This is a genomic window from Paraburkholderia fungorum, assembly GCF_900099835.1.
Classification (GTDB): domain Bacteria; phylum Pseudomonadota; class Gammaproteobacteria; order Burkholderiales; family Burkholderiaceae; genus Paraburkholderia; species Paraburkholderia fungorum_A.
This window is the reverse complement of record NZ_FNKP01000001.1, coordinates 2,575,464-2,597,954: the sequence shown is the minus strand read 5'-3', so window position 1 is coordinate 2,597,954 and position 22,491 is coordinate 2,575,464. Positions and strand designations below refer to the sequence as shown.

Here is a 22,491-nt window from a genome sequence, read left to right as displayed (position 1 = left end):
AGCCGCAGCCCTTTTGCGGTGGCGGTTCCGCACAGATTCGACAATCCGATTGTTCAGTTTCCCAAACAAGTGCCTTCGCGTTCGCGGTATTTATCCGCGCGCGCTCTCTCTCTAGAATCCACCCATCGACAATGTAAGTGGAGCGCGTGGCCAAAGCGGCGGCGCGCGATGGGAGCAGTCATGCCGGACTTGATCAGGAATCAGCTATACCGGCCTTCGGTGGTCCTGCCGATGGTCGCGCTCATGCAGGTAATGGTGTCGCAGGACTTCAATCTCGGGCAGGTCGGCTGGGTGGTCGCCGCACGTGGCGCGCGGGTCGCGCTGCAACGTTCGCGCGAATTGATCTGCGCCGCGCATTGCCAGGTCTGAAATAAAACGGGAGCCGGTTCGGCTACTGTTCAAAGACATCGCAACTTCACGGCGCGCACGGTAAACGAATAACGGCGCGAAGCACTGAGCGTAAGATGCTACGACCTGCATCCCAGCCCGGGGAGAGTTGCCATGCCACAGCACTTCGACGCAGTTGTGATCGGTACCGGACAAGGCGGCTCGCCGCTCGCGGTCCGGCTAGGTGAAAGCGGTCGTAAGACCGCAGTGATCGAACGCGCGGCGTTCGGAGGGACCTGTGTGAACGTCGGCTGCACGCCGACCAAGTCGTATGTGGCCAGTGCCCGCGCGGCACATGTCGCGCGCCATGCCGCGGAACTGGGCGTGCAGGTGAGCGGTTCGGTCAGCGTCGACCTCGCGGCGGTCAAGGCGCGTAAAGACACAATCATCGGACAGTCGCGCGACGGCGTCGAGAAATGGCTGCGCGACACGGCCAATGTCACCGTCTTCAACGGACACGCGCGCTTCACGGGCGCACACGAGCTTGCTATCAGCGGCGCGGACGGTTCGGTGACCGACCAGATCAGCGCCGATGAAATCTTTATCAACACTGGGACGCGCGCCGTCGTGCCGCCGCTCGACGGTATCGAGCGGATTCGTTATTACACCAACTCCAATCTGCTCGAACTGACGGAATTGCCGGAGCATCTGGTGATTGTCGGCGGCAGTTATATCGCGCTCGAATTCGCGCAGATCTTTCGACGTTTCGGCAGCCGCGTGACCGTGCTCGTACGCGGCGAACGCGTGCTCACGCGCGAGGATGCCGATTTCGCGGAGTCGGTGCAGAAGGTGCTCGCCCGCGAAGGCGTTGAGTTCCGCTTCGGCGTGCAGCCGTCGCGGGTCGAGCCGCATCCGCATCGCGAGAACGACGTATGCGTGGGCTTCGAGCAGAACATTCCGGCGATGGAAGCGTCGCACCTGCTATTCGCCACCGGCCGCGAGCCGAATACCGACGATCTCGGCCTGGACGCCGCCGGCATCACCGTGGACAAACACGGCACGATTCCAGTCGACGGTCAGTTGCGTACCAATGTGCCCGGCGTCTGGGCGATCGGCGACGTCAACGGGCGCGGTGCGTTCACCCACACGTCGTATGACGATTTCCAGATCGTCGCGGCCAATGTGCTGGGCGGCGGCGATCGCAGCGTCGATACACGAATCATGGCGTACGCAGTTTTCGTCGATCCGCCGCTGGCTCGCGTCGGCCTTTCCGAAGCCGACGTGCGCAAGGCGGGCAAGGACGCGCTGATCGCCACCATGCCGATGTCGCGCGTGGGCCGTGCCCGCGAGCGCGGGGAAACCGACGGCTTCATGAAGGTGATGGTCGACACGCAGAGCAAAAAGATTCTCGGTGCGGCGATTCACGGTGTCGAAGGCGACGAAGCGATCCACACGTTCATCGACATCATGACCGCCGGGGCGCCGTATCCGACGCTGCAATACGCGATGCACATTCATCCGACCATCAGCGAACTGGTGCCGACTTTGCTCGACGGCCTCAAGCCGATGAAATGAGCGATCAGCCGAATTCACCCATGACCAAACGCCCGGTTCCCGGCGGCAACCTGTTCGACGCGCTCGCGCCGAAATCCGCGGACGAACAGGTCGATACGCTCGTCGAGCAGGGCGGCATGACGATCGAGCGCATTGTCTCGATGGGGCACGCGAGTCCGCCGGACTTCTGGTACGACAGCCCGCGCGCCGAATGGGTGGTCCTGCTGAGCGGCGCGGCCACGCTGGAGTTCGAAGGCGACGATCAACTACGTCAGATGAAGCCCGGCGATCACGTACTGATCGACGCGCATTGCCGACACCGTGTGGCCTGGACCAGCGACAGCGAGCCGAGTGTGTGGCTTGCGGTTTACTACCCCGGCGGCCACGGGCGCTGAACGTGTCGAGCGGATTAAAAGCATTGAAAGCGCGCTGCAAGCGGATCGACAAAGCCCGACAGCATCGCGGATAATCGGCGGCGGCGCGGCTCGTGCGTTTGGTCAGGCAGACGCGGCCGGGTTGTGCGCCCAACCGCATTCATCATCAGGAAAACCAACGATGGGCAAGGGACGTGTCGAAGCCTTCAGTGACGGCGTGATCGCCATCATCATCACGATCATGGTGCTCGAATTGAAAGTGCCGGAAGGCTTCGATCTCGCGGCGCTGCGGCCGGTGATCCCGGTTTTTTGCGCGTACGTGTTGAGCTTTATCTACGTCGGCATCTACTGGAACAATCACCATCACATGTTCCACGCGGTGCAGAAGGTCAACGGCTCGGTGTTGTGGGCGAATCTTCATTTGCTGTTCTGGCTGTCGCTGCTGCCGGCCGTCACGCACTGGGTCGGCGAAAATCATATGGCGGCGTGGCCGACCGCGTTGTACGGCATCGTGCTGTTCATGTCGGCGATTGCGTACTTCATTCTGACGCGCACGCTGATCGGCAACCACGGCGAGAACTCCACGCTGGCCAAAGCGCTGGGCAACGACTTCAAGGGCAAGGTGTCGGTGGTGATCTATCTCGTGGGCGTCGGGCTTGCGTTCGTGGCGCCGTGGGCTTCGGCTGTGTTGTACGCGCTCGCCGCCGCATGGTGGCTGGTACCCGACCAGCGGATCGAGACTCTGATGAAGGAATGATGCGCGTCGGCGTGAGCTGCCGGGTACACCGGCCGATGCGCGATGTACTGCGTGCAGCCCTCGGATCGCAATGCCCGACCAACATGACAGCATGACAGCTCTCAAACCAGCTTCTTCAATCACGCGAATCGGGTTGATCTCCGATACGCACAATCTCGTGCGTCCCGAAGCGCTGGCGTATCTGGCGGGTTGCGACGCGATCATTCACGCGGGCGATATCTGCAACGAGGCCGTGCTCGATGCGTTGACACAGATAGCGCCGGTTACGGCAGTGCGCGGCAATAACGATACCGGCGACTGGGCCGCGTCGCTGCAGACGCATGCGACTCTGACCGTGCAGCAGGTGAAGATCCGCGTTGTTCACGATATCGCCGATCTGGGCGATGATCCGCGCGGTGAGGGTGTCGGCGTGGTGGTGAGCGGTCACTCGCACAAGCCGTCGATCGTCGAGCGAGACGGCGTGCTGTTCGTCAATCCTGGCAGTGCGGGGCCACGGCGTTTCAAGCTGCCGGTGAGCGCGGGGATGCTGATCGTCGACGGTGCGCAGGTGAGGGCAAACTTCGATTCGCTGTTGACGTGAGTTGAAAGCAAAACGGGCCGGCAAAATAAATTTGCCGGCCCGTTTTTTTTGAGGCTGCTGATTCTGGCTGGATGCCGAAGCGCCTGAAAGCGCCTTGGAGTCAGCGCCGAAGCGTCAAACTAAAACGCGAACTCTCAGCCAATCGCGCGGCTTCAATCCTTCAGGATCACGCACGCGCCGTAGCGGCCGCCGCATAAACCTCATCCATCTCCGCCGCCTCGCGCACGCCGCGCAGCACCGCATGCGCTTCGGCACGCGTGGCCACAGACGGACCCGAGCCAAGCAGCGGCTTGCGAGCCGTTTCGCGCAGCGCGAGCACCGACACGATACCGATCAGCGACGCACCCATCAGGTAGTACGCGGGCATCATCAGATTGCCGGTGCTGTTGACCAGCCATGCGGTCACCAGCGGCGTCGTACCGCCGAACAGCGACACCGAAATATTGAAGCCGATCGCGAGCGCGCCGTAGCGGATCTTGGTCGGGAACAGCGCCGGCAGCGCCGACGGCATCACGCCGGTGAAGCACGACAGCAGCATGCCGAGAATCATCAGGCCGCCGAACACCGGCAGCACCGTGCCCATACGGATCAGCAGCAACGCGGGAATCGACAGCGCGAACAGACCCACGCAACCGAACAGCATCACCGGCTTGCGGCCGATCGTGTCCGACAGACGGCCGGCGGCGAGCGTCATCGGCATCATCAGGACCATCACGAGCAGCACGAGGAACAGGCCGTGCGTTTCGTTGAAGTGCAGCGTCGCCGACAGGTAGCTCGGCAGATACGACAGCGCCATATAGTCGGTCACGTTGAAAATCAGCACGAGGCCGACGCACAGCAGCAACGGCTTCCACTGCTGCATCAGCAATTCGCGGAACGACTGCTTCGGCACGGCCTTGTCTTCGGCTTCACGCTCTTCAGCCTGCTTCTTGAACGCGGGCGTTTCTTCGAGCTTCATCCGGATATACAGACCCACCAGACCCAGCGGACCCGCGATCAGGAACGGCACACGCCAGCCCCACGTCAGCAGCGCGTCGTGCGAGAGCGTCGCGGTCAGCACCGCGACCGTGCCCGCGCCGAGCACGTAGCCGATCAGCGTGCCGAATTCGAGGAAGCTGCCCATGAAACCCCGGCGCTTATCCGTCGAGAATTCGGCGATGAAGGTCGCGGCGCCGCCGTATTCACCACCGGTCGAGAAGCCTTGCACCAGACGCGCGACCAGCAGCAGCACCGGCGCGAAAATGCCGATCGATGCGTAGCTCGGAATCAGACCGATCGCGAACGTGCCGAGCGCCATCATGATCATGGTCATCGCCAGCACGCGCTGACGGCCGATGCGATCGCCCAGCGGCCCGAACACCATGCCGCCGACCGGGCGCACGAGGAACGCCGCGGCGAACGTGCCGAACGTGGCGATCAACTGCGCAGCCGGACTCGCCGACGGGAAGAACACTTTGCCCAGCGTGACAGCGATGTAGCTGTACACGCCGAAATCGAACCATTCCATCGCGTTGCCGAGCGCCATCGCGCCGACGGCCCGCTTGAGGAGGGATTTGTCGACCACGGTGATGTCGTCGAGGGAGAGGCGTTGTTCTTCTTTGTGGTGTCGCCAGAAGCCGTTGCTGGAAGCGGTCAAGGTGAAAACTCCAATGACTGCGACGAAACTCATGTTGCGCATGAACGTTCCGCCACGGGTGCTGGGGAAGTGCAATTTCGCGAGCAAGGCGACGGCAACTCCTCGCCAAAGCCGGCGATGAGATGGGTGGGCGCAAAGGAAAAAACAGAACGCCCGTGCCTCGCGAGACATGTCGCGAAAAAACACTCGTCTAGATTGTGCTTGCTGTTGCACCTGCGTGGCCGTGGAAGGGGGGCAGATGCATGAGGACGCTGGGGTGGCTGGAAGCTGGCCCACGCGCCGCTGGAAGGCTTGAAACGAAAAAGGCCGGTTGCTTTATTCGCCGCTCATGCAATGCCACGCAGTGACATTGAAATGACATGAAGCGGTGATGCGACCGACGAGCCTTCTTGTATAAAAACTGTTCGATCCGGGTTGGCACACGCGTTGCGCGCCATGTTGAAACGAACGTGAATGAAGGTAAATTGCTGTTGGAACGATGCACATGATAGCACGATGACGGAGGATCGTGCAAACCCGGTGTCCGGCGGGGAGTGGGTCGAGGACGCTCAAGCCCTTGTGGGGTGGGGGATTCAGGCGGATTGAGAAGGTTTGGAAAGGGGGCTTAAAAGCAGGTGAAATGAACTGTTTGGTTAATTTTTGGAGTGGATCTGAGGTGGGTTTTCCGGCGGAGTTGATGGCAGCTGATGGAGCGGCGATCGTCGCGAAGACGAGGGGTGTGCGTGGCGAATATACGCGCTAGAAAACGGGCAAAAAGCAGGGTGAAAGTGCGACCAGGAGCCGGCGCGAAGGCGGCGGAAAGCCGGTAGCGAGAACCGGCAGCGGCGAAATCAGCGATAAAAATTGGCGGCGACCTGCCGCCGCGGGCAAAAAAAATCCGCACCCAAGGCGCGGATTTTTCAGCTTCTACCGCGAGAACGCGGCTCGTGCGCCAATCAGGCGGACGGCGGCACATACCCTTGCGCAGTATCCGCGCCTTCGCCGAAGAAGAACTTTTCGGTCTGCTTCATCAGATACTGACGTGCACGCGGATCGGCCATGTTCAGGCGGTTTTCGTTGATCAGCATGGTCTGCTGTTTCAACCAGGCCTGCCAGGCTTCCTTCGAAATGCTTTCGTAGATCCGCTTGCCAAGTTCGCCCGGCAGCGGCGGGAAATCGAGACCTTCGGCTTCCTTGCCGAGCTTCGCGCATTGAACCATACGAGTCATGCTGTGCTTCTCCTTTAATCGGTATTGGGGGCGGACAGTCGCTTGATAGGGCGACGCTCAGAGCTGTTTCATCAGCACGAGCGATTTGCGCTGCCAGTTATAGAGCCGGCGGCGGTCTTCAGGCAGGTCGTCGACCGTGACCTTGACGAAGCCGCGCTTGAGGAACCAGTGTTCGGTGCGCGTGGTGAGCACGAAAATGCGCGTCAGGCCGCGCGCCCGTGCGCGTTGCTCGATGCGTTTGAGCAGGCGTTCGCCGTCGCCGGTGCCTTGCGCTTCTGGCGCGACTGTCAGGCAGGCCATTTCGCCGATGCGTTCCTGCGTGTACGGATACAGCGCCGCGCAGCCGAACAGCACGCCATCGTGCTCGATCACCGAGAAGTGGTCGATGTCGCGTTCGATCTGGTGACGTCCGCGCCGCACCAGCGTGCCGTCCGATTCGAGCGGTTCGATCAGCGAGAGAATGCCGCCGACGTCGTCCGGTGTGGCTTCGCGCAGGCTCTCCAGGTTCTCGTACGAGATCATGGTGCCCACGCCATCGTGCAGGAACAGTTCGAGCAGCAGGCTGCCGTCGAGCGCATAGGGGATGATGTGCGCCCGCGCAACCCCGCCTCGGCACGCGCGAATGGAATGCTTCAGATAGAAGCCTGCGTCGCCGGTGACTTCGCCGCTTTCGTGCAGCTTGTACGCGTCGTCGAGCGAGAGTTCGCGGACCAGCTCGGGACCTTCTTCGCCGACTTCCATCAGGCCCGGCGTTTCGGTCAGGAACACGATCTTGTCGGCGCGCAGCGCGATGGCCGCGGCCGAAGCCACGTCTTCCATCGACAGATTGAATGCTTCGCCGGTGGGCGAGAAGCCGAGCGGCGACAGCAGCACCAGTTTGCGGCTCGCGAGCGAATGGCGGATCGAATCCGCGTCGATCTTGCGGACCACGCCAGTGTGCGCAAAGTCGACGCCGTCCAGAATGCCGACCGGCCGTGCTGTCACGAAATTGCCAGAAACCACGCTGATGTGCGCGTGCGCCATCGGCGTATTCGGCAAGCCCTGGCTGATCGCCGCCTCGATATCCAGACGCACTTCACCGGCCGCCTCTTTCGCGGATTCCAACGCGCGCGCGTCGGTAATTCGCATGCCGTGCGAGAACTCGGACTCCACGCCGTGCAGACTCATCTGCTCTTCGACCTGCGGTCGCGAGCCGTGCACCAGCACGATCTGGATGCCCATGGCCTGAAGCAGCGCGATATCGGACACGAGCGCATTCAGGAGCCCCTGATGCACCACTTCGCCGCCGAAACCGACAACGAATGTCTTGTTACGGAACGCATGGATGTAAGGGGCGACTGAGCGCATCCAGTCGACGAATTGCGCATGCTGTGCGAGATCTTCCGGTGTTCCGGTGGGGGCCGGAACGCTCGCAGGCGCGGGGACGAGGTCGGTTTGGGAATTCATGCCGGGGATTATAATGCGCCCCCATGTCGAATGTACCCAAAAGTCCCGCTGCGGCGAACGAGAATCCGGCTTCGGCCGCCGATCCAAAGAACTCCGGCGACGCCCATCGCCGCCCTGCGCAGGACGCTCAAAGCAACCCGCCGGACACGGCGCGCGAAACGCGCCGTGCGGTGGAGGGCGCGCGCGCGTCGGAGCAACAGAAAAATGTGCCGGAGGCTTCGCGCGTTTCAGGCGCTGACGCTGGTGCGTCGGCGAATGTGAGCGGCGGTGATTTGCGATCATCGTCTGCGCGTGGCGAGAACGGCCGCCATTCACGCGATGAGCGGGGCGGCAAGCAGAATGCGGGGCATGGCGAGCGGCGGCAGGGTGGCGGTGACGCGGGCGGTCAGCGGGCCGCGCGGGTCGGCGGTGAAGGGCCGCAGCGTGGCGAGGAGCGACGCGGGACCGCCGGACAGGAGTCGCGACAAACGGGCGCAACAGGCGGCTCGCGCGAACCACGCCCGCCGCGCGACCAGCGTCCGCCACGCGCGCAACGCATCGTCGAACCCAACCCGATTCCGCCGATCACGTTCCCCGAAGCGCTACCGGTTTCCGGCCGCCGCGACGAGATCGCCAAAGCGATCGCCGAAAACCAGGTGGTGATCGTGTCGGGCGAAACCGGCTCCGGCAAGACCACCCAGTTGCCGAAAATCTGCCTCGCGCTCGGACGCGGCCTCGGTGCCGGCGGCGCGGGTCTGATCGGCCATACACAGCCGCGCCGGATCGCCGCGTCGGCGACCGGCCGCCGGATCGCCGAAGAACTCGGCACGCCGTTCGGCGAAGTGGTCGGCTACAAGGTGCGCTTTACCGACAACCTGTCGCCGGGCGCGTCCGTCAAGCTGATGACCGACGGTATTCTGCTCGCCGAAACGCAGACCGATCCGCTGCTCAAGGCGTACGACACGCTGATCATCGACGAAGCGCACGAGCGCAGCCTGAACATCGATTTTCTGCTCGGCTATCTGAAGGAAATCCTCGTCAAGCGTCCCGATCTGAAACTGATCGTGACCTCGGCGACCATCGACGCCGATCGCTTCGCGCGGCACTTCGGCAGCGAGGAAAAGCCCGCGCCGGTGATCGAAGTGAGCGGGCGTCTGTATCCGGTCGAAGTCCGTTACCGGCCGGTCGTCGAAGACAGCCCGGCCGTGAAGGCGGCGCAGGGCACGTCGACGGCTGCGTCGTCGCGTGAACGCCCGAAAACCCAGCGCGAAACCGATCGCGATCTGATGGACGCCATCGTCGACGCGGTCGACGAACTCTGCCGCGAAGGCCCCGGCGACGTGCTGGTGTTTTTGCCGGGCGAGCGCGAAATTCGCGATGCCGCCGAGGCGCTGCGCAAGCATCATCCGCCGCATACGGAAATTCTGCCGCTGTTCGCGCGTTTATCCGCGGCCGAGCAGGAGCGCGTGTTCCGCATATCGAACGCGCGCCGGATCGTGCTCGCCACCAACGTCGCCGAAACCTCGCTGACGGTGCCGGGCATTCGCTATGTGGTCGACACGGGCCTCGCGCGCGTGAAGCGCTACTCGTATCGAAACAAGGTCGAGCAGTTGCAGGTCGAGTCCATTTCGCAGGCCGCCGCGAATCAGCGGGCGGGGCGTTGCGGCCGTGTCGCCGATGGCGTGTGTATTCGTCTGTACGAGGAAAGCGACTACCAGGGGCGCGTGCGCTTTACCGATCCGGAAATTCTGCGCTCGTCGCTCGCGTCGGTGATTCTGCGGATGAAGTCGCTGCACCTGACGGCGATCGAAACTTTCCCGTTCATCGAGCCGCCGCCGGGTCGCGCGATTGCCGACGGTTATCAGTTGCTCAACGAACTCGGCGCCGTCGACGACGACAACCAGTTGACGCCGCTCGGCCGCGAACTCGCTCGCTTGCCGCTCGATCCGCGGGTTGGCCGGATGATTCTGGCCGCGCGCGATCAGCAGGCGTTGAAGGAAGTGCTGATCATTGCGAGCGCGTTGTCGGTGCAGGACCCGCGCGACCGGCCGATCGAGGCGCAGGAGCAGGCCGACCAGGCGCATAAGCGGTTCGCCGACGAGCGTTCGGAGTTCCTGCAGTGGCTGAAAATCTGGAACTGGTTCGAAGAAGCGATCGCGCACAAGAAGTCGAACAAGCAGTTGCACGAGGAGTGCCGCAAGAACTTCCTGTCGCAATTGCGTCTGCGCGAATGGCGCGATGTGCACTCGCAATTGCTGACGGTGGTGCGCGAGCACGGCTGGCGCGTGAACGAAGCGGAAGCCACGTTCGAGCAGATCCATCTGGCGCTGCTGACCGGCCTGCTCGGCAACATCGGCCTCAAAGCCGACGACGAGCCGTATTACCTCGGCGCACGCGGCATCAAGTTCTATTTGTGGCCGGGCTCGGCGCTCGTGAAGAAAGCGGGCAAGTGGGCGATGGCCGCCGAACTGGTCGAGACGAGCCGGCTGTACGCGCGTTGCATCGCGAAGATCGAGCCGGAGTGGGTCGAGACGGTTGGCGCGCATCTGCTGAAGAAGTCGCTTTCCGAGCCGCATTGGGAGAAGCGCGCCGCGCAGGTGTCCGCGTTCGAGCGCGCGATGCTGTACGGCCTGCCGATTTATCACCGTCGACGCGTGAGCTTCGGCAAGCAGGACCCGTCGCGCGCGCGTGAGTTGTTCATTCGCGGCGCGCTGGTCGAAGGCGAATTCGATACGAAACTCGCGTTTTTCGCGCACAACCGCAAGCTGCTCGCCGATATCGAGCAACTGGAACACAAGTCGCGTCGCCAGGACGTGCTGGTGGACGACGAGTTGATCTTTGCGTTTTACGATCAGGCGCTGCCGGATGGCATTTATACCGGCGCGTCGTTCGAGCGCTGGTATCGCGATGAGGTGAAAAAGAGCGGACAGAGCGAGGACAAGCTACGTTTGCTGTATCTGTCGCGCGACGATCTGATGCGCCACGAAGCCGCCGGCGTGACGACGGATCTGTTCCCGAAACGGATGACGATGGCGGGCGTCGAAATGGCGCTCACGTATCACTTCGAGCCGGGTTCGCCGCGCGACGGCGTCACGCTCGCCGTGCCGCTGTACGCGTTGAATCAGGTCGACGCACGCCGCTGCGAATGGCTCGTGCCCGGCATGCTGAAGGAAAAGGCGCAACTGCTGATGAAGTCGCTGCCGCAAAAGTTGCGTCGGCACTGCGTTCCGCTGCCCGAATTCGCGGCAGGTTTCGTGGAGCGGCAGAGCGGTCCGCGATTTGGCGCGGGCGGTTTGCTCGAGTCGTTGATCGCCGATATCCGCGAGCAGACCCAGGTCGCGATGAAGCAGTCGGACTTCAAGCTGGAGACGTTGCCGGCTCACCTGTTCATGAATTTCAAGGTCATCGACGAGCACGGACGACAGCTCGCGATGGGCCGCAATATGTCGCAACTGCGAGCCGAACTCGGCGGCCAGGCGCAGCAGCATTTTCAGAAAATTGCGTCGAGTGCGGCGGGCGCGGCATTGGCGGATGCGGGCGGCGGCGGTGGCGTCGCACCGCCTTCGCAGGCTGGCGGCGCGACAAGTGGCGGTGCTGCACAGCGCGGCAAGGGAGCCGCTGCGTCAGGTCCGCAAGCCACGTCGCAGGAAGGCGCGGCGGGCACGGCGCTGTATGAAAAACTGACGACGTGGAATTTCGGCAAGCTCCCCGAGTTGCTGGAAATTCGCCGTGGCGGCCAGACCTTGTTCGGCTATCCGGCGTTGGTGGATCGCGGCACCCATTGCGACGTGGAAGTGTTCGATTCGCCGGACGAAGCCGCGCGGATTCATCGCGCGGGATTGCGCCGGCTGTTCGCGTTGCAGTTGAAAGAGCCGATCAAGTATCTGGAGAAAAATCTGCCGGGCCTGCGTGAAATGGCGATGCAGTTCATGCCGCGCGGTACGCAGGAGGAGTTGCGCGATCAGTTGATCGACACAGCGCTGGATCGGGCCTGTCTGCAAGACCCGCTTCCCGCCGACGATGTCAGTTTCCACACGCGACGTGACGAAGGACGCAGCCGTCTGACGTTGCTGGCGCAGGAAATCGCCCGTCTGGTCGGGCAGGTTCTCACCGAATACGCGGGCGTGACGAAGAAGCTGGTGCAGGCCAAGTCGTTCACGGCGGCACATGCTGACATGCAGAGTCAGCTTGACGGATTGATCGGCAAGCGTTTTGTCGTCGATACGCCGTATGCCCAGTTGGCGCATTTCCCGCGCTATCTGAAGGGGATTGCGTTGCGCGTCGACAAACTGAAGGCCGATTCTGCACGCGATGCCCGGCAGTTCGCGGAGTTTCAACCGCTGTTGCAGAACTATCAGCGGGCGGTTGCGCAACGCGGCGGCGTGCTTGATCCGCGTTTGTCGGAGTTTCGCTGGCTGTTGGAGGAGTTGCGCGTTTCGTTGTTCGCGCAGGAACTTCGTACGCCGATGCCGGTTTCGGTGAAGCGGTTGTATAAGGTTTGGGAGTCGATGCAGCGGTGAGGGTGGGGCGTGGTTCTTGCGTTTGGGGGTTAGTGGTTGATTGGGGGTGTTTGTGATGAAGGGTAAATTGCTACCCGCCAACCGCCAACCGCCAACCGCCAACCGCCAACCGCCAACCGCCAACCGCCGACCGCCAACCGCCAACCGCCAACCGCCGACCGCCAACCGCTTAAACTCTGCCGGCTTCGGCTTCGGCTTCGGCTTCGGCTTCGGCTTCGGCTTCGGCTTCGGCTTCGGCTTCGGCTTCGGCTGCAAGAGCTTCAGCGCCGCCGGATGCGTGTTCGAGTGGCTGAACGCAGAGCGGGACGTCATTCCTTATGCGAACGACGTTACCGAACGAGAGACCAGGCTTTGTTAGCCCAGCCCGCTTCTCCAGCACGAAGTTCTAACTATCTTGACCGTAACTTCAAAAGGGCGAACTGTGGCCAGATAGATTGCGCTTACCAGTGCATCCCCGCGCCAATCGACGCGGCGAATTGACCACGGGAGTCGGTAGTGCCTTGCATCTTGTAGACCCACTTGCCGGTGGCAGAGAGCTGCGACACGCCGATTGCCAAAGCCGGATTGGCCGCCAAATGTACCGCCTGCCATCGAAACCATTCCGCGACCCGGCAGTACAGCCTGCGGCAAGCCCGCCATCGCTAACGCGGATGCCGTACCCCCGTTGGCGTCAAGGCGAGCCGAGCGGATCTGATCGTCGGTGTAGCTGTTGGCCTGGCTAACCGCACTGCCGACGCTCTGCTGTAACTGGTTGACGTTGACCGCGTCGGTGCCTTGAATGCCCGCGGCGACGTTGGTGATCTGACGCTCCTGTCCTGCCGTACCGACCGACACCGTGTTCGCCCTGTCCGCGACCGAGCCTTGACCTAGCGCGACTGAATTGTCCGCGCCAGCGTTTGCTGCGGCCCCGAGCGCGACAGAGCCGGTTCCACTCGCGCTCGCCTGCGCCCCGACCGCCACCGCGTTGTCGACGGTGGCTTCAGCGCCGGCGCCCGCAGCGAGTGAATGCTCGCCACTTGCCACGGCGTCGTCGGCATGGTTGCCGGTGGACTTGAAGTAACGTTGAGTGCCGCTTTGAGCAAGCGCGTCGACCTTGCCGTCCACCGCGCTCAACTGGCTGACGTTGACTGCGTCGGTCGGCGCTGCTCCTGCTGCGAGGTTAGTCAAACGCCGCTCGTTGCTCGACGAGCCGAGCGAGACTTCGCCTTTCGCGTCCGGTGCCGCTATCAGGGTTGTGTCCGCACCGGACGGGACAAAGCCGTGCAGAGCCGGATTGGCCGTGGTGGTGGAATTGGCACCCTATGCAATGCTGTTGTTGGCGCTGGCTTTGGCGTAGCTACCGAATGCGATCGAATCGGCGCCCGTCGCGGTTGCCTGGAAGCCGAATGCGCCGGAATTGACGCCGCCGGCCTCCGTGAACGCGCCGAGCGCCACCGCGCCAGTGGCGGCTCCGTTTGAATAGGTGCCGATTGCGATACTGTTGTCAGCCATTGCGGTGGCCCACGCGCTCGCGGCGAAGGCTGCGGCACCTCTGGCCGTTGCACCATAGCCGAGCGCGGCGGACACGAAGCCGGATGCCGTCGCGAGCGAGCCGAATGCCGAGGCGGCATTCTCGGAGGCGACCGATCCCGCTCCTATAGCCAATGCGCCGGCACCCGACGCACGGGCGTTCAGGCCAACCGCAACCGCGCCTTCGGATTCCGTCCGGGCTTGCGCGCCGAGTGCAACCGAGCTTTCGCCGGTCGCGGTCGTAAATTGACCGAGCGCGATTGTGTGGTCGCTCAATGCACTAGCTTCTGGACCGGCCTGAATCGAGCCGATACCGGTACCGGTGAGATCGTCGGAAGCGTGTGAGGCCGATGTTCCTCCCGCCAACGCCGCCGCAGCCAGCACGGCACGAACGACGGCCTTTTTCCGCGCCGTGGCGAGAGTCTCTTTGCCGCCAACGTTTTTATGAGCAGTCAGCCGGATTCTGGTCGTTTTGCATTGAACGATTGAAATACTTCTATTCATTGTGTGAGAGTCTCCACGGTACTTTTGCGGACAGCGTGCGAATGCAGGGAATCGCAGAGGCGTCATCGCCCTTATAAAACGCGCGAAATAAATGGCAAATGAACCGCGGTCGTCACGCGCTGGAGCTTTTGTTTTCAGGTACGTTCGAGACACCCACATTACGCTCTTAAGTCCGCCGAATAACTGTTTTGGCGATGAGCTAAAGGGATTCTCTGGCAGGCTTTCGCAGCGTTATATCAGTAAAATCCTAAATAAAAATAACGCGAAATTTCGATCTGAATATATGTTTCGTGAATTTGAGTTTTATTAATTAGGGTCTTTAATATTCGTGATTGTTCTTATAAAAAATAATTCAAGCATTTGGATTTTTGAGAGCGCGTGCCGAAGTTATAGCGCGAAACGGCGCACCCTTTTTCTTCCTTTGCCACGCCGTAAGCACTTCTCGACAGCGCGGCGCGCGCTGCCGCGCGGCGGCTGTTTTAAATCAACGCGCCCGTCATTTACTCTGCATCAGGGGCCATCTGGGTCAACCTTAGGCACCAGCAAACGTTCTACAATGACAGTTGTTCTCCGAAGTGAGTTTTCATGCGCAAATTTCTTCTTCCCGGCTTGACTGCCACGTTCGCAGCGGGCGTAGCTCTGGTAGCCACCGCAGGCTTTTTTTCTCCGGCGGCTTTCGCCAATAACGTGATCGTGCTCAATTCCGGCGAAGCCACGTTGAGCCTGATCGACGAGGCCAGCCGCCAGGTCGTCGGCACGGTGCCAACGGGTAAGGAGCCGCATCACCTGATGGCCACGCCGGACAATTCGTCGTTGATCGTCGCGAATTCGGTATCGAACAACCTGATGTTCGTCGACCCGAAATCGGGTCAGGTACAACGATGGGTCGAAAATATCGAAGACCCGTATCAGATCGGTTTTTCGCCCGACCGTAAGTGGCTCGTCACGACGGGTCTGCGTCTGGACCGCCTCGACATTTATCACTACGACAGCAAGAACCAGATGACGCTGGCGTCGCGCCTGCCGCTCGCGGTCATGCCGAGCCATATGGCGTTCACGAGCGACAGCAAGACGGTGTTCGTCACGCTGCAGGTGTCGGGCGAACTCGCCGCGATCGATCTGGCCACGCAAACCGTGAAGTGGAAGATGAAGGTCGGCAAGGTGCCGGCCGGCCTGTGGATGACGCCGGGCGAAAAATATCTGCTGATCGGCATGACCGGCGCGGATTACGTCGCCGTGGTCGACTGGCGCAACCAGAAAATCGTCAAGACCATCCCGACAGGCAAGGGCGCGCACAATTTCCGTTCGCTCGCCGACGGCAAACACGTCGCGGTGTCGAACCGCGTGGCGAGCACGATCAGCATCATCGACGAAGAATCGTTGACCAATGTCGGCGACATCACCGGTCTGATGCCGGGGCCGGACGACATGGAACTTTCTGCAGACAAACGCTATCTGTGGGTTACGTTCCGTTTCGCGAAGCACATCGGCATCATCGATCTGACTACGCGCAAGCTGATCCAGACGATTGCCGTCGGCCGTTCGCCACACGGTATTTATTTCTTCAATCGTGCGCCGGTTACGGCGCCGAATGGCGCCTGAGCGCCGTAGCAATACGGCGTCGCGGCAAGCCATGACGGACGAAGTCACCAGGTCAGTTCCATGTTCCATCTGATTTTTTCATCGCTCGACAGCTTCGTTTCAACCGTGCAGACCTTGCTGTACGTGAACGTGGTGCAGCCGCTGCTGTTCCGCTTCGACCTGATGGGTTACGACGAAGACACGTACGACGCGCTGTACTGGGTGATCGTGGGCGTGTTCGAGGTGCTCGCCATGTATGCGGTGCTGCGCCCGCTGGAGGCGCTGCGTCCGGTCGAGCAGTGGGAAAACCGCAAGGCGGTGCGGGTCGACGTGCTGTACACGTGGATCGCCAAGCTGGGCATTCTCAACCTGTTCTTTTTCTTCGCGCTGCAGCCGTTTTTCGACAGCGTGCAGAGCTGGTTGCGGATGCACAACATCGCGAACATCGAGTTCGACAATCTGTGGCCCGGTGTCACGACGCAGCCGCTGGTCACGTTCGTGATGTATCTGCTGGTGCTCGATTTTGCCGGTTACTGGTATCACCGCTGGGAACACCGGATCGGCGTGTGGTGGGAATTGCACGCGGTGCATCACAGCCAGCAGCAGATGTCGCTGTGGGCCGACGACCGCAATCATCTGCTCGACGATCTGATGCAGGCGTCGTTTTTCGCTGTGATCGCGCTGGTGATCGGCGTGCCGCCGTCGCAATTCGTCGTGCTGGTGGCGATCACCAACCTCGCGCAGAGCGTGCAGCACGCCAATATTCGCCTGTACTTCGGCTGGCTTGGCGAGCGGCTGCTGGTCAGTCCGACTTTTCATCGACGTCACCATGCAATCGGTTACGGCCATGACGGGCTGAAATACGGCTGCAACTTCGGCGTGCTGTTCCCGTGGTGGGACATGCTGTTCCGTAGCGTCTCGTGGAGCCGCGAAATGGAACCGACCGGCATCGCCGACCAGCTGGACGGCCGCCGTTACGGCGACGGTTTCTGGGCGCAGCACTGGCTCGCGTTCGTGCGCATCGCGAAACGCCTGACATCGAAGAACCATACCGCCCCGGGCGAACGCAGCGACACTGCCGCCGTTTGAGTCTCCTTTCTCGTCTCTTTTCTCGTGTGCCGCCGGTTTCCCCGGCGGCGCGTCGCGTGGTTTATCCTGTGCACGTCCGTTCGCGCGCTTCCGGCTTTATCGCCGGATCGTCGCGCGTTTCCTTTTATTCCGTCGTTCCGTTCAAGGGCACTGGCTCGCATGAATGATCTTTTGCGCTCGTTCGGGCGCGCGCTCGCCAGCGCGCTCCACCCGCGCATGCTCTGGCTGACCTTGATGCCGTTTCTCGCGGCGACGATCGGTTGGGGCGTGCTCCTGTGGTTTTCCTGGCAGACGTTGATCGGCGCGACGCGCGGCTGGCTCGACAACTGGTCGTTCACGGTCACGCTTTATCACCTGTTCGACTGGCTCGGTTTTTCGGCGCTGCATGCGGTCATGGCGCCGTTCTTCGTGATCGCGATCGCGATTCCGCTGATCGTCGTCACGGTGCTGCTGCTGATCGCCACGCTGTCGATGCCAGCCGTGATCCGTTTTCTGTCCGCGCGGCAGTTTCCCGCCCTGGAAATGCGTCGTGGCGGAACGTGGTACGGTAGCCTCGGGCAGGCGCTATGGACGACGCTGGTGTGTCTGGTGCTGCTAATCGTGACGTTGCCGCTGTGGCTGGTGCCTCCATTCTTCGCGCTGATTCCGCCGCTGTTGTGGGGCTGGCTCACCTACCGCGTGATGACGTACGACGCGCTCGCGCTGCATGCAAGCGCCGACGAGCGTCGCGCGCTGGTGAAGCGCTTCCGGCTGCCGTTGCTGCTGATCGGTATCGCGAGCGGCCTGCTCGGTTCGCTGCCGACGCTGATCTGGGCGTCGTCGGTCTGGCTGATCGTTCTGTTCCCGGTCATCACTGCGGTGACGATCTGGATCTATGCGTTCATCCTCGTGTTTTCGGCTTTGTGGTTCGGCTATTACTGTTTGCGCGCGCTGCAGCGCATGCGCGCGGAAGAGCATGGCGGCGTGCGTCACACGGCGCCGGTTCCCTATTGATATTGATTGAGTGAAAGAGGCGACAATGGCATTTGGCGTCATCATCATCGGCGATGAAATTCTGTCGGGCAGGCGTGTCGACAAGCATCTGCCGAAGGTTATCGAGTTGCTGGGCGCGCGTGGACTGTCGCTCGGCTGGGCGGAGTACATCGGCGACGACCCCGAGCGGATCACGGCCACGCTGCGGCGCACGTTCGCTTCCGGCGACATCGTGTTCTCGACGGGCGGCATCGGCGCGACCCCGGACGATCACACGCGGCAATGCGCGGCGGCCGCGCTCGGCGTGCCGCTCGAACTGCATCCTGAAGCCGCGAAGCTGATTCAGGAGCGCATTCGCGACATGCATCCGGCGAATGCCGCGGCGCCGCTCGATCTGGAGTCGCCGGAGAACCGGCATCGGCTGAATATGGGCACGTATGCGCAGGGCGCGTCGATCATCCCGAACGGCTACAACAAGATTCCCGGTTTTTCGATCCGCGAACACCATTTCGTGCCGGGCTTTCCGGTGATGGCGTGGCCGATGATCGAGTGGGTGCTGGATACGCATTACGCGCACCTGCATCACGCGATGCCGCATGCGGAAAAGTCGCTGCTGGTGTTCGAGTTGCCGGAGTCGCGCATCACGCCGCTGATGGAGAAAATCGAACACGATTTTCCGGGTGTGCGGGTATTCAGTCTGCCGAGTGTCGGCGACGCGGAGCGCGGTGGTGTGTATGCGCGACATCACATCGACCTGGGCGTGAAGGGCGAGCCGGAAGCCGTTGCGGCGGCGTTCGTCAAGCTGCGGGAAGGCGTGCATCTGCTGGGCGGCGATATTGTCGAGCCGGAAGCGGCGGCCGCCGCAGCGGCTGCGGGCAAACCGCGCGGCTAGGCGCACGCGCGGCCCGCGCCTGGCTGACGGGCTGCGCAAGGCCGGACAATGCCGCTCGCGGCAGGTCCGGCTTCCATCCCATTCTTATCGCGCGGCTTGTGACGGTCATTTCCAGCGAGCCGGAGCCGATTCCTCATCGCTTCGCGTCAATCCTCATAAATCATCATTCGCCGCTATTGCGGCATTGCAATAGATTCTATTTATTTTCATAAATAAAATTCGCCGCGCATGACTGGATCGTGTCTGGCAATGCAATACATCTCTCTTTAATGGTTATTGAAAGATTTGATAGGTTTTTAGTTTGTTTAGTAAATTAAAATAAACATAAATGGCTAATGGATAATTGATTGACGCAATTCGAAAGCGTCGTATAGCATGGCTTTCAGTCATTGACCTCAATTGAAAAATCAATAATTGGGCATGACTTAAAAACACTCAGGAGACAGCCATGCCAGATTTACGCCGTCTTTCGGTTGCGTTGATTTTCATTGGCGCGTTGACCGGTTGTGGAGGAGATAGTCCGGGCAGCCAGGCCGGCTCTGCTGCGGTCGCCGCGAACCAGCTTCAGGGAACGAGTCAGGGCGGCACAGCAGCCGGCTCCAGTCAGTCGAACGCCAGCGCAACCGACAACAGCCAGCAATCGCCGGGCTCCGATCGCGCCACGAAGCGTTTGACCCAATACGTCAATCCGCTCATCGGCACACTGGCCAGCAACTCTCCGAACCCCGTCCCAGCCGGGCAGGCCGGCAGCGTGGTGCCGGCGGCGGGTCTGCCGAACGGCATGGTGCAATGGGCGCCCGACACGAACACCACGTCGGCTCCGGCAAACAGCGCGGAGCCTGGTTCTCCGGCCGGTTACTACTACGACATCAATTCGATCCAGAGCTTCAGCCTCACGCATATGAGCGGCGCAGGTTGCTCGGGTAACGACGGCGAATTCCCCGTCATGCCGACGCTGGATGCTACCAAACCGCTCGCACAAACCTTTAGTCACGCCAACGAAAAATCGGTGGCGGGCGCCTATTCCGTGCTGCTCGACAACCAGATCAAGGTCGAACTGACGGCGACCCTGCGCACCGGCTTCGGCCGCTTCATCTACCCGGATCAGCAGGGCGCGGCGCTCGTGCTCGATACCACTTATACGAACACGGCAACCGGCGTGGCGGGCTCGGTCACGCAGGTAGATGCAAAGACTATTTCGGGTAATACCACCGGCGGACATTTCTGCGGAAATTCCACCAATGTCCCGGTGTATTTCTACGCGCAATTCAATCAGCCGTTTGCAACGAATTCCTCCTTTACCAATGGCCGTGCGGTAATGAATTTCGGTAAAGGTGAAACGGTGCTGATGAAAATCGGTATTTCATACGTCAGTGTCGCGAATGCAAAAGATAATCTGGAAAAAGAAAATCCTTCGTGGGATTTCAATGGTGTAAAGGCAGTGGCCGATGCGATATGGAATCAGCGCCTCAATACCATTCAGGTGACCAGTCAGGACACCACCGCGCTGACCAAGTTTTATACCGCCTTCTACCATGCGTCGTGGGCACCGAGCGTATTCAGCGACATCAACGGTCAATACGTCGGCTTCGACCAGAAAGTCCATAAGGTGAGCGCGGGACATGCGGCGCAATACACGAGTTTTTCGGGCTGGGACATCTATCGCTCGCTGATTCCGCTCAAGGCCGTGCTGTATCCGCAAGAAACCAGCGACATGGCGCAGTCCCTCGTTAACGACGCGGATCAGTGCGGCGCGATCCCGCACTGGGTCAATGACAACGTCGAAGACGGCGTGATGCCGGGTGACGCCGGGTCGCTGATCCTGGCAGGCGCGTACGGATTCGGCGCGCGCAATTTCGATACGTCGGGCGCGTTGAATCACATGATCAGGATGGCCAACATTCCCGGCACTGCGTGCAACGGGGTCACCACCAACGGCGGCCGCGCCAGCTATCTGCAAACCGGCTACATCACGAGCGGCGAGTGGGGGCAGGCATCGTCCACGCTGGAATATGCGAGCAGCGATTTCGCCATTTCGCAGTTTGCCGGCGAACTGGGCAATTCCACCTTCCAGAAAATGATGCTGAGCCGCTCGGCTTACTGGCAGAACGTGCTCAACACATCGTTGACGCCGCCTCTGAACGCAGGTCGCAACGCTGACGGCAGCTGGATCCCCGAAACGCCGTCCAGCACCGACAACTACGTGGAAGGTAACGCCGAGCAATACACGTGGATGGTGCCGTTCAACCCGGCCGGACTGTTCGCGCAGCTTGGCGGAAACACGACCGTGGTATCGCGGTTGAATACGTTTTTCACGGTGTTGAATGCAGGGATGAGCCTGCCCAATTTCTATATGGGCAACGAGCCGACTTTCGAGGTGCCCTGGTTGTACAACTGGGCCGGTTCGCCGTCCGGTACGCAGAGCACCGTCCAGCAGATCATGGCGAGCGCGTTCAGCACCGACGCGAACGGTTTGCCGGGCAACGACGATCTCGGCGCGGTATCCGGCTGGTATGTGTGGGGCGCGTTGGGTCTGTATCCGGAAATTCCGGGGGTGGGCGGCTTCGCGATCGGCAGCCCGCAGTTCTCGTCGATCACGGTGCATCTGGGCAATGGCAAGACGTTGCGCATCAATGCGCCGGGCGCGCCCAGCGCCACGTACGTGCAAAGTCTGACCGTGAATGGTGCGGCCCATCACAGTTCGTGGCTCGACATCGACGCGCTGTCGCGCGGGGCGACGCTGAACTTCGCGATGGGCTCGACGCCGTCGCAGTGGGGAACGGATGCCGCCGATGCGCCGCCGTCGTACGGCGTGCCGGTCGCACGCAACGTCGCGGATGCATTCAACAACCACGGCATCAGCACGGACGGCAGCACGAATACCGACGGCCAGGGTGCGGACTTCGACGGTTCGATTTACAGCTACTCGTCGCAGGCATTGGCGAGCGCGGGTGCGGCGCCTGGTAAGCCGTTCGTTTTCGACGGCGCGAGTTTCATGCTGTCAGGCGGCCCGCTCGATAACGCCGTCGCAGTCGGGCAGACCATCGCGATGCCGCGCGGTACGAGAGGCAGCTCGCTGGTTCTGCTGGGTTCGGCCAACAATGGGCCGGGTTCGGGCGCGGCGCTCGTGACCTACGCCGACGGCACGACCACGCCTTTCACGCTCTCGTTCGACGACTGGACGCTCAACGGCGGCAGCGCAGCACCCGTGAACCCGATCGCGTTGACCACGACGTACCGCAACAGTGGCGACGGCACGAACAACGCCGTCAAGACTTATCTGTTCGCGCAGACCGTGCCGCTGACTCCCGGCAAGACGGTGGCGAGCGTCACGTTGCCGAAGCAGGTTAGCGCCGGCAAGTTGCACGTGTTCGGGATTGCCGCGGCGCAGTAAGCGCAGCGGTGGGGTGATCGGGCGGCGACGCCCGATAAATAGGTGGCTGCCGGTCGCGAGCAGAAGCCTTCGCCCCGACATCGCAGTGTCACACCCTGCGCCGACGATGCAGTCAATGTGTCGTCGGCGCGTTCTATTTCAGTGGGCTTAGGCAACCGCCACTGGGTTC

Annotated in this window: 15 protein-coding genes and 1 pseudogene; 12 read left to right on the top strand and 4 right to left on the bottom strand. The window is 61.7% G+C overall.

The window, feature by feature from the left end; genetic code table 11:
* Positions 1–180: 180 nt before the first annotated feature.
* The 5 genes from BLS41_RS11365 to BLS41_RS11345 all read left to right on the top strand — a co-directional run bounded on the left by BLS41_RS11365 (position 181) and on the right by BLS41_RS11345 (position 3,592).
* Positions 181–369: a hypothetical protein gene (locus tag BLS41_RS11365; protein WP_074764499.1), complete on the top strand. Its 189-nt coding sequence runs from the start codon at positions 181–183 to the stop codon at positions 367–369.
* 132 nt (positions 370–501) lie between these two features.
* Positions 502–1,902 (top strand): FAD-containing oxidoreductase, encoded by a 1,401-nt coding sequence (locus BLS41_RS11360; protein WP_074764497.1) that lies wholly within the window; start codon positions 502–504, stop codon positions 1,900–1,902.
* A gap of 20 nt (positions 1,903–1,922) precedes the next feature.
* Positions 1,923–2,276, top strand: coding sequence for a cupin domain-containing protein (locus BLS41_RS11355; RefSeq protein ID WP_083379988.1), 354 nt, complete (start codon positions 1,923–1,925; stop codon positions 2,274–2,276).
* Between the two features lie 160 nt (positions 2,277–2,436).
* Positions 2,437–3,012: a TMEM175 family protein gene (locus tag BLS41_RS11350; protein WP_074764493.1), complete on the top strand. Its 576-nt coding sequence runs from the start codon at positions 2,437–2,439 to the stop codon at positions 3,010–3,012.
* 91 nt (positions 3,013–3,103) lie between these two features.
* Positions 3,104–3,592, top strand: coding sequence for a metallophosphoesterase family protein (locus tag BLS41_RS11345; protein ID WP_074766470.1), 489 nt, complete (start codon positions 3,104–3,106; stop codon positions 3,590–3,592).
* Between the two features lie 166 nt (positions 3,593–3,758).
* Here BLS41_RS11345 and proP read toward each other — a convergent pair whose 3' ends face one another.
* The 3 genes from proP to argA all read right to left on the bottom strand — a co-directional run bounded on the left by proP (position 3,759) and on the right by argA (position 7,882).
* Positions 3,759–5,261: a glycine betaine/L-proline transporter ProP gene (gene proP / locus BLS41_RS11340; RefSeq protein WP_253189676.1), complete on the bottom strand. Its 1,503-nt coding sequence runs from the start codon at positions 5,259–5,261 to the stop codon at positions 3,759–3,761.
* Positions 5,262–6,163: 902 nt separating this feature from the next.
* Entirely contained in the window at positions 6,164–6,436 is a 273-nt protein-coding gene (locus tag BLS41_RS11335) for an oxidative damage protection protein (RefSeq protein ID WP_007181244.1), read from the bottom strand.
* A 57-nt stretch (positions 6,437–6,493) separates the two neighbouring features.
* A complete protein-coding gene (gene argA / locus BLS41_RS11330) occupies positions 6,494–7,882 on the bottom strand; it encodes an amino-acid N-acetyltransferase (RefSeq protein ID WP_074764491.1) in 1,389 nt (462 codons plus the stop codon).
* Positions 7,883–7,905: 23 nt separating this feature from the next.
* Here argA and hrpA point away from each other — a divergent pair, with 23 nt between their 5' ends.
* Together hrpA and BLS41_RS38345 are read left to right on the top strand one after the other, a co-directional pair.
* Positions 7,906–12,381 carry an ATP-dependent RNA helicase HrpA gene (hrpA, locus tag BLS41_RS11325; protein ID WP_074764489.1) on the top strand — a complete coding sequence of 1,492 codons (4,476 nt, stop codon included), beginning with the start codon at positions 7,906–7,908 and terminating at the stop codon, positions 12,379–12,381.
* A 55-nt stretch (positions 12,382–12,436) separates the two neighbouring features.
* The gene (locus BLS41_RS38345) at positions 12,437–12,739 is read left to right on the top strand and encodes a hypothetical protein (protein WP_143026246.1); all 303 of its coding nucleotides are present in this window, start codon (positions 12,437–12,439) and stop codon (positions 12,737–12,739) included.
* Between the two features lie 82 nt (positions 12,740–12,821).
* Here BLS41_RS38345 and BLS41_RS40285 read toward each other — a convergent pair.
* Positions 12,822–14,394 (bottom strand): annotated as a pseudogene (locus BLS41_RS40285) (YadA family autotransporter adhesin).
* Positions 14,395–14,979: 585 nt separating this feature from the next.
* On the opposite strand from BLS41_RS40285, the gene BLS41_RS11305 reads away from it, so the two are divergent.
* The 5 genes from BLS41_RS11305 to BLS41_RS11285 all read left to right on the top strand — a co-directional run bounded on the left by BLS41_RS11305 (position 14,980) and on the right by BLS41_RS11285 (position 22,322).
* Entirely contained in the window at positions 14,980–15,996 is a 1,017-nt protein-coding gene (locus BLS41_RS11305) for a YVTN family beta-propeller repeat protein (protein ID WP_074764482.1), read from the top strand.
* 60 nt (positions 15,997–16,056) lie between these two features.
* Positions 16,057–17,064 (top strand): sterol desaturase family protein, encoded by a 1,008-nt coding sequence (locus BLS41_RS11300; protein ID WP_074764480.1) that lies wholly within the window; start codon positions 16,057–16,059, stop codon positions 17,062–17,064.
* A 159-nt stretch (positions 17,065–17,223) separates the two neighbouring features.
* A complete protein-coding gene (locus BLS41_RS11295; protein ID WP_074764478.1) occupies positions 17,224–18,057 on the top strand; it encodes an EI24 domain-containing protein in 834 nt (277 codons plus the stop codon).
* 25 nt (positions 18,058–18,082) lie between these two features.
* Positions 18,083–18,928 (top strand): competence/damage-inducible protein A, encoded by an 846-nt coding sequence (locus BLS41_RS11290; RefSeq protein ID WP_074764476.1) that lies wholly within the window; start codon positions 18,083–18,085, stop codon positions 18,926–18,928.
* Between the two features lie 448 nt (positions 18,929–19,376).
* Positions 19,377–22,322, top strand: a complete 2,946-nt coding sequence (locus BLS41_RS11285) for a GH92 family glycosyl hydrolase (protein ID WP_074764474.1) — start codon at positions 19,377–19,379, stop codon at positions 22,320–22,322.
* Positions 22,323–22,491: the final 169 nt, after the last annotated feature.

Excerpts from the sequence above, each read along its gene's own strand:
- proP (WP_253189676.1), bottom strand. The coding sequence starts at position 5,261 with ATGAGTTTCGTCGCAGTCATTGGAGTTTTCACCTTGACCGCTTCCAGC.
- BLS41_RS38345 (WP_143026246.1), top strand. The coding sequence starts at position 12,437 with ATGAAGGGTAAATTGCTACCCGCCAACCGCCAACCGCCAACCGCCAAC.
- BLS41_RS11335 (WP_007181244.1), bottom strand. The coding sequence starts at position 6,436 with ATGACTCGTATGGTTCAATGCGCGAAGCTCGGCAAGGAAGCCGAAGGT.
- BLS41_RS11305 (WP_074764482.1), top strand. The coding sequence starts at position 14,980 with ATGCGCAAATTTCTTCTTCCCGGCTTGACTGCCACGTTCGCAGCGGGC.
- hrpA (WP_074764489.1), top strand. The coding sequence starts at position 7,906 with ATGTCGAATGTACCCAAAAGTCCCGCTGCGGCGAACGAGAATCCGGCT.
- BLS41_RS11285 (WP_074764474.1), top strand. The coding sequence starts at position 19,377 with ATGCCAGATTTACGCCGTCTTTCGGTTGCGTTGATTTTCATTGGCGCG.
- BLS41_RS11365 (WP_074764499.1), top strand. The coding sequence starts at position 181 with ATGCCGGACTTGATCAGGAATCAGCTATACCGGCCTTCGGTGGTCCTG.
- argA (WP_074764491.1), bottom strand. The coding sequence starts at position 7,882 with ATGAATTCCCAAACCGACCTCGTCCCCGCGCCTGCGAGCGTTCCGGCC.
- BLS41_RS11290 (WP_074764476.1), top strand. The coding sequence starts at position 18,083 with ATGGCATTTGGCGTCATCATCATCGGCGATGAAATTCTGTCGGGCAGG.
- BLS41_RS11355 (WP_083379988.1), top strand. The coding sequence starts at position 1,923 with ATGACCAAACGCCCGGTTCCCGGCGGCAACCTGTTCGACGCGCTCGCG.
- BLS41_RS11345 (WP_074766470.1), top strand. The coding sequence starts at position 3,104 with ATGACAGCTCTCAAACCAGCTTCTTCAATCACGCGAATCGGGTTGATC.
- BLS41_RS11300 (WP_074764480.1), top strand. The coding sequence starts at position 16,057 with ATGTTCCATCTGATTTTTTCATCGCTCGACAGCTTCGTTTCAACCGTG.
- BLS41_RS11350 (WP_074764493.1), top strand. The coding sequence starts at position 2,437 with ATGGGCAAGGGACGTGTCGAAGCCTTCAGTGACGGCGTGATCGCCATC.
- BLS41_RS11295 (WP_074764478.1), top strand. The coding sequence starts at position 17,224 with ATGAATGATCTTTTGCGCTCGTTCGGGCGCGCGCTCGCCAGCGCGCTC.
- BLS41_RS11360 (WP_074764497.1), top strand. The coding sequence starts at position 502 with ATGCCACAGCACTTCGACGCAGTTGTGATCGGTACCGGACAAGGCGGC.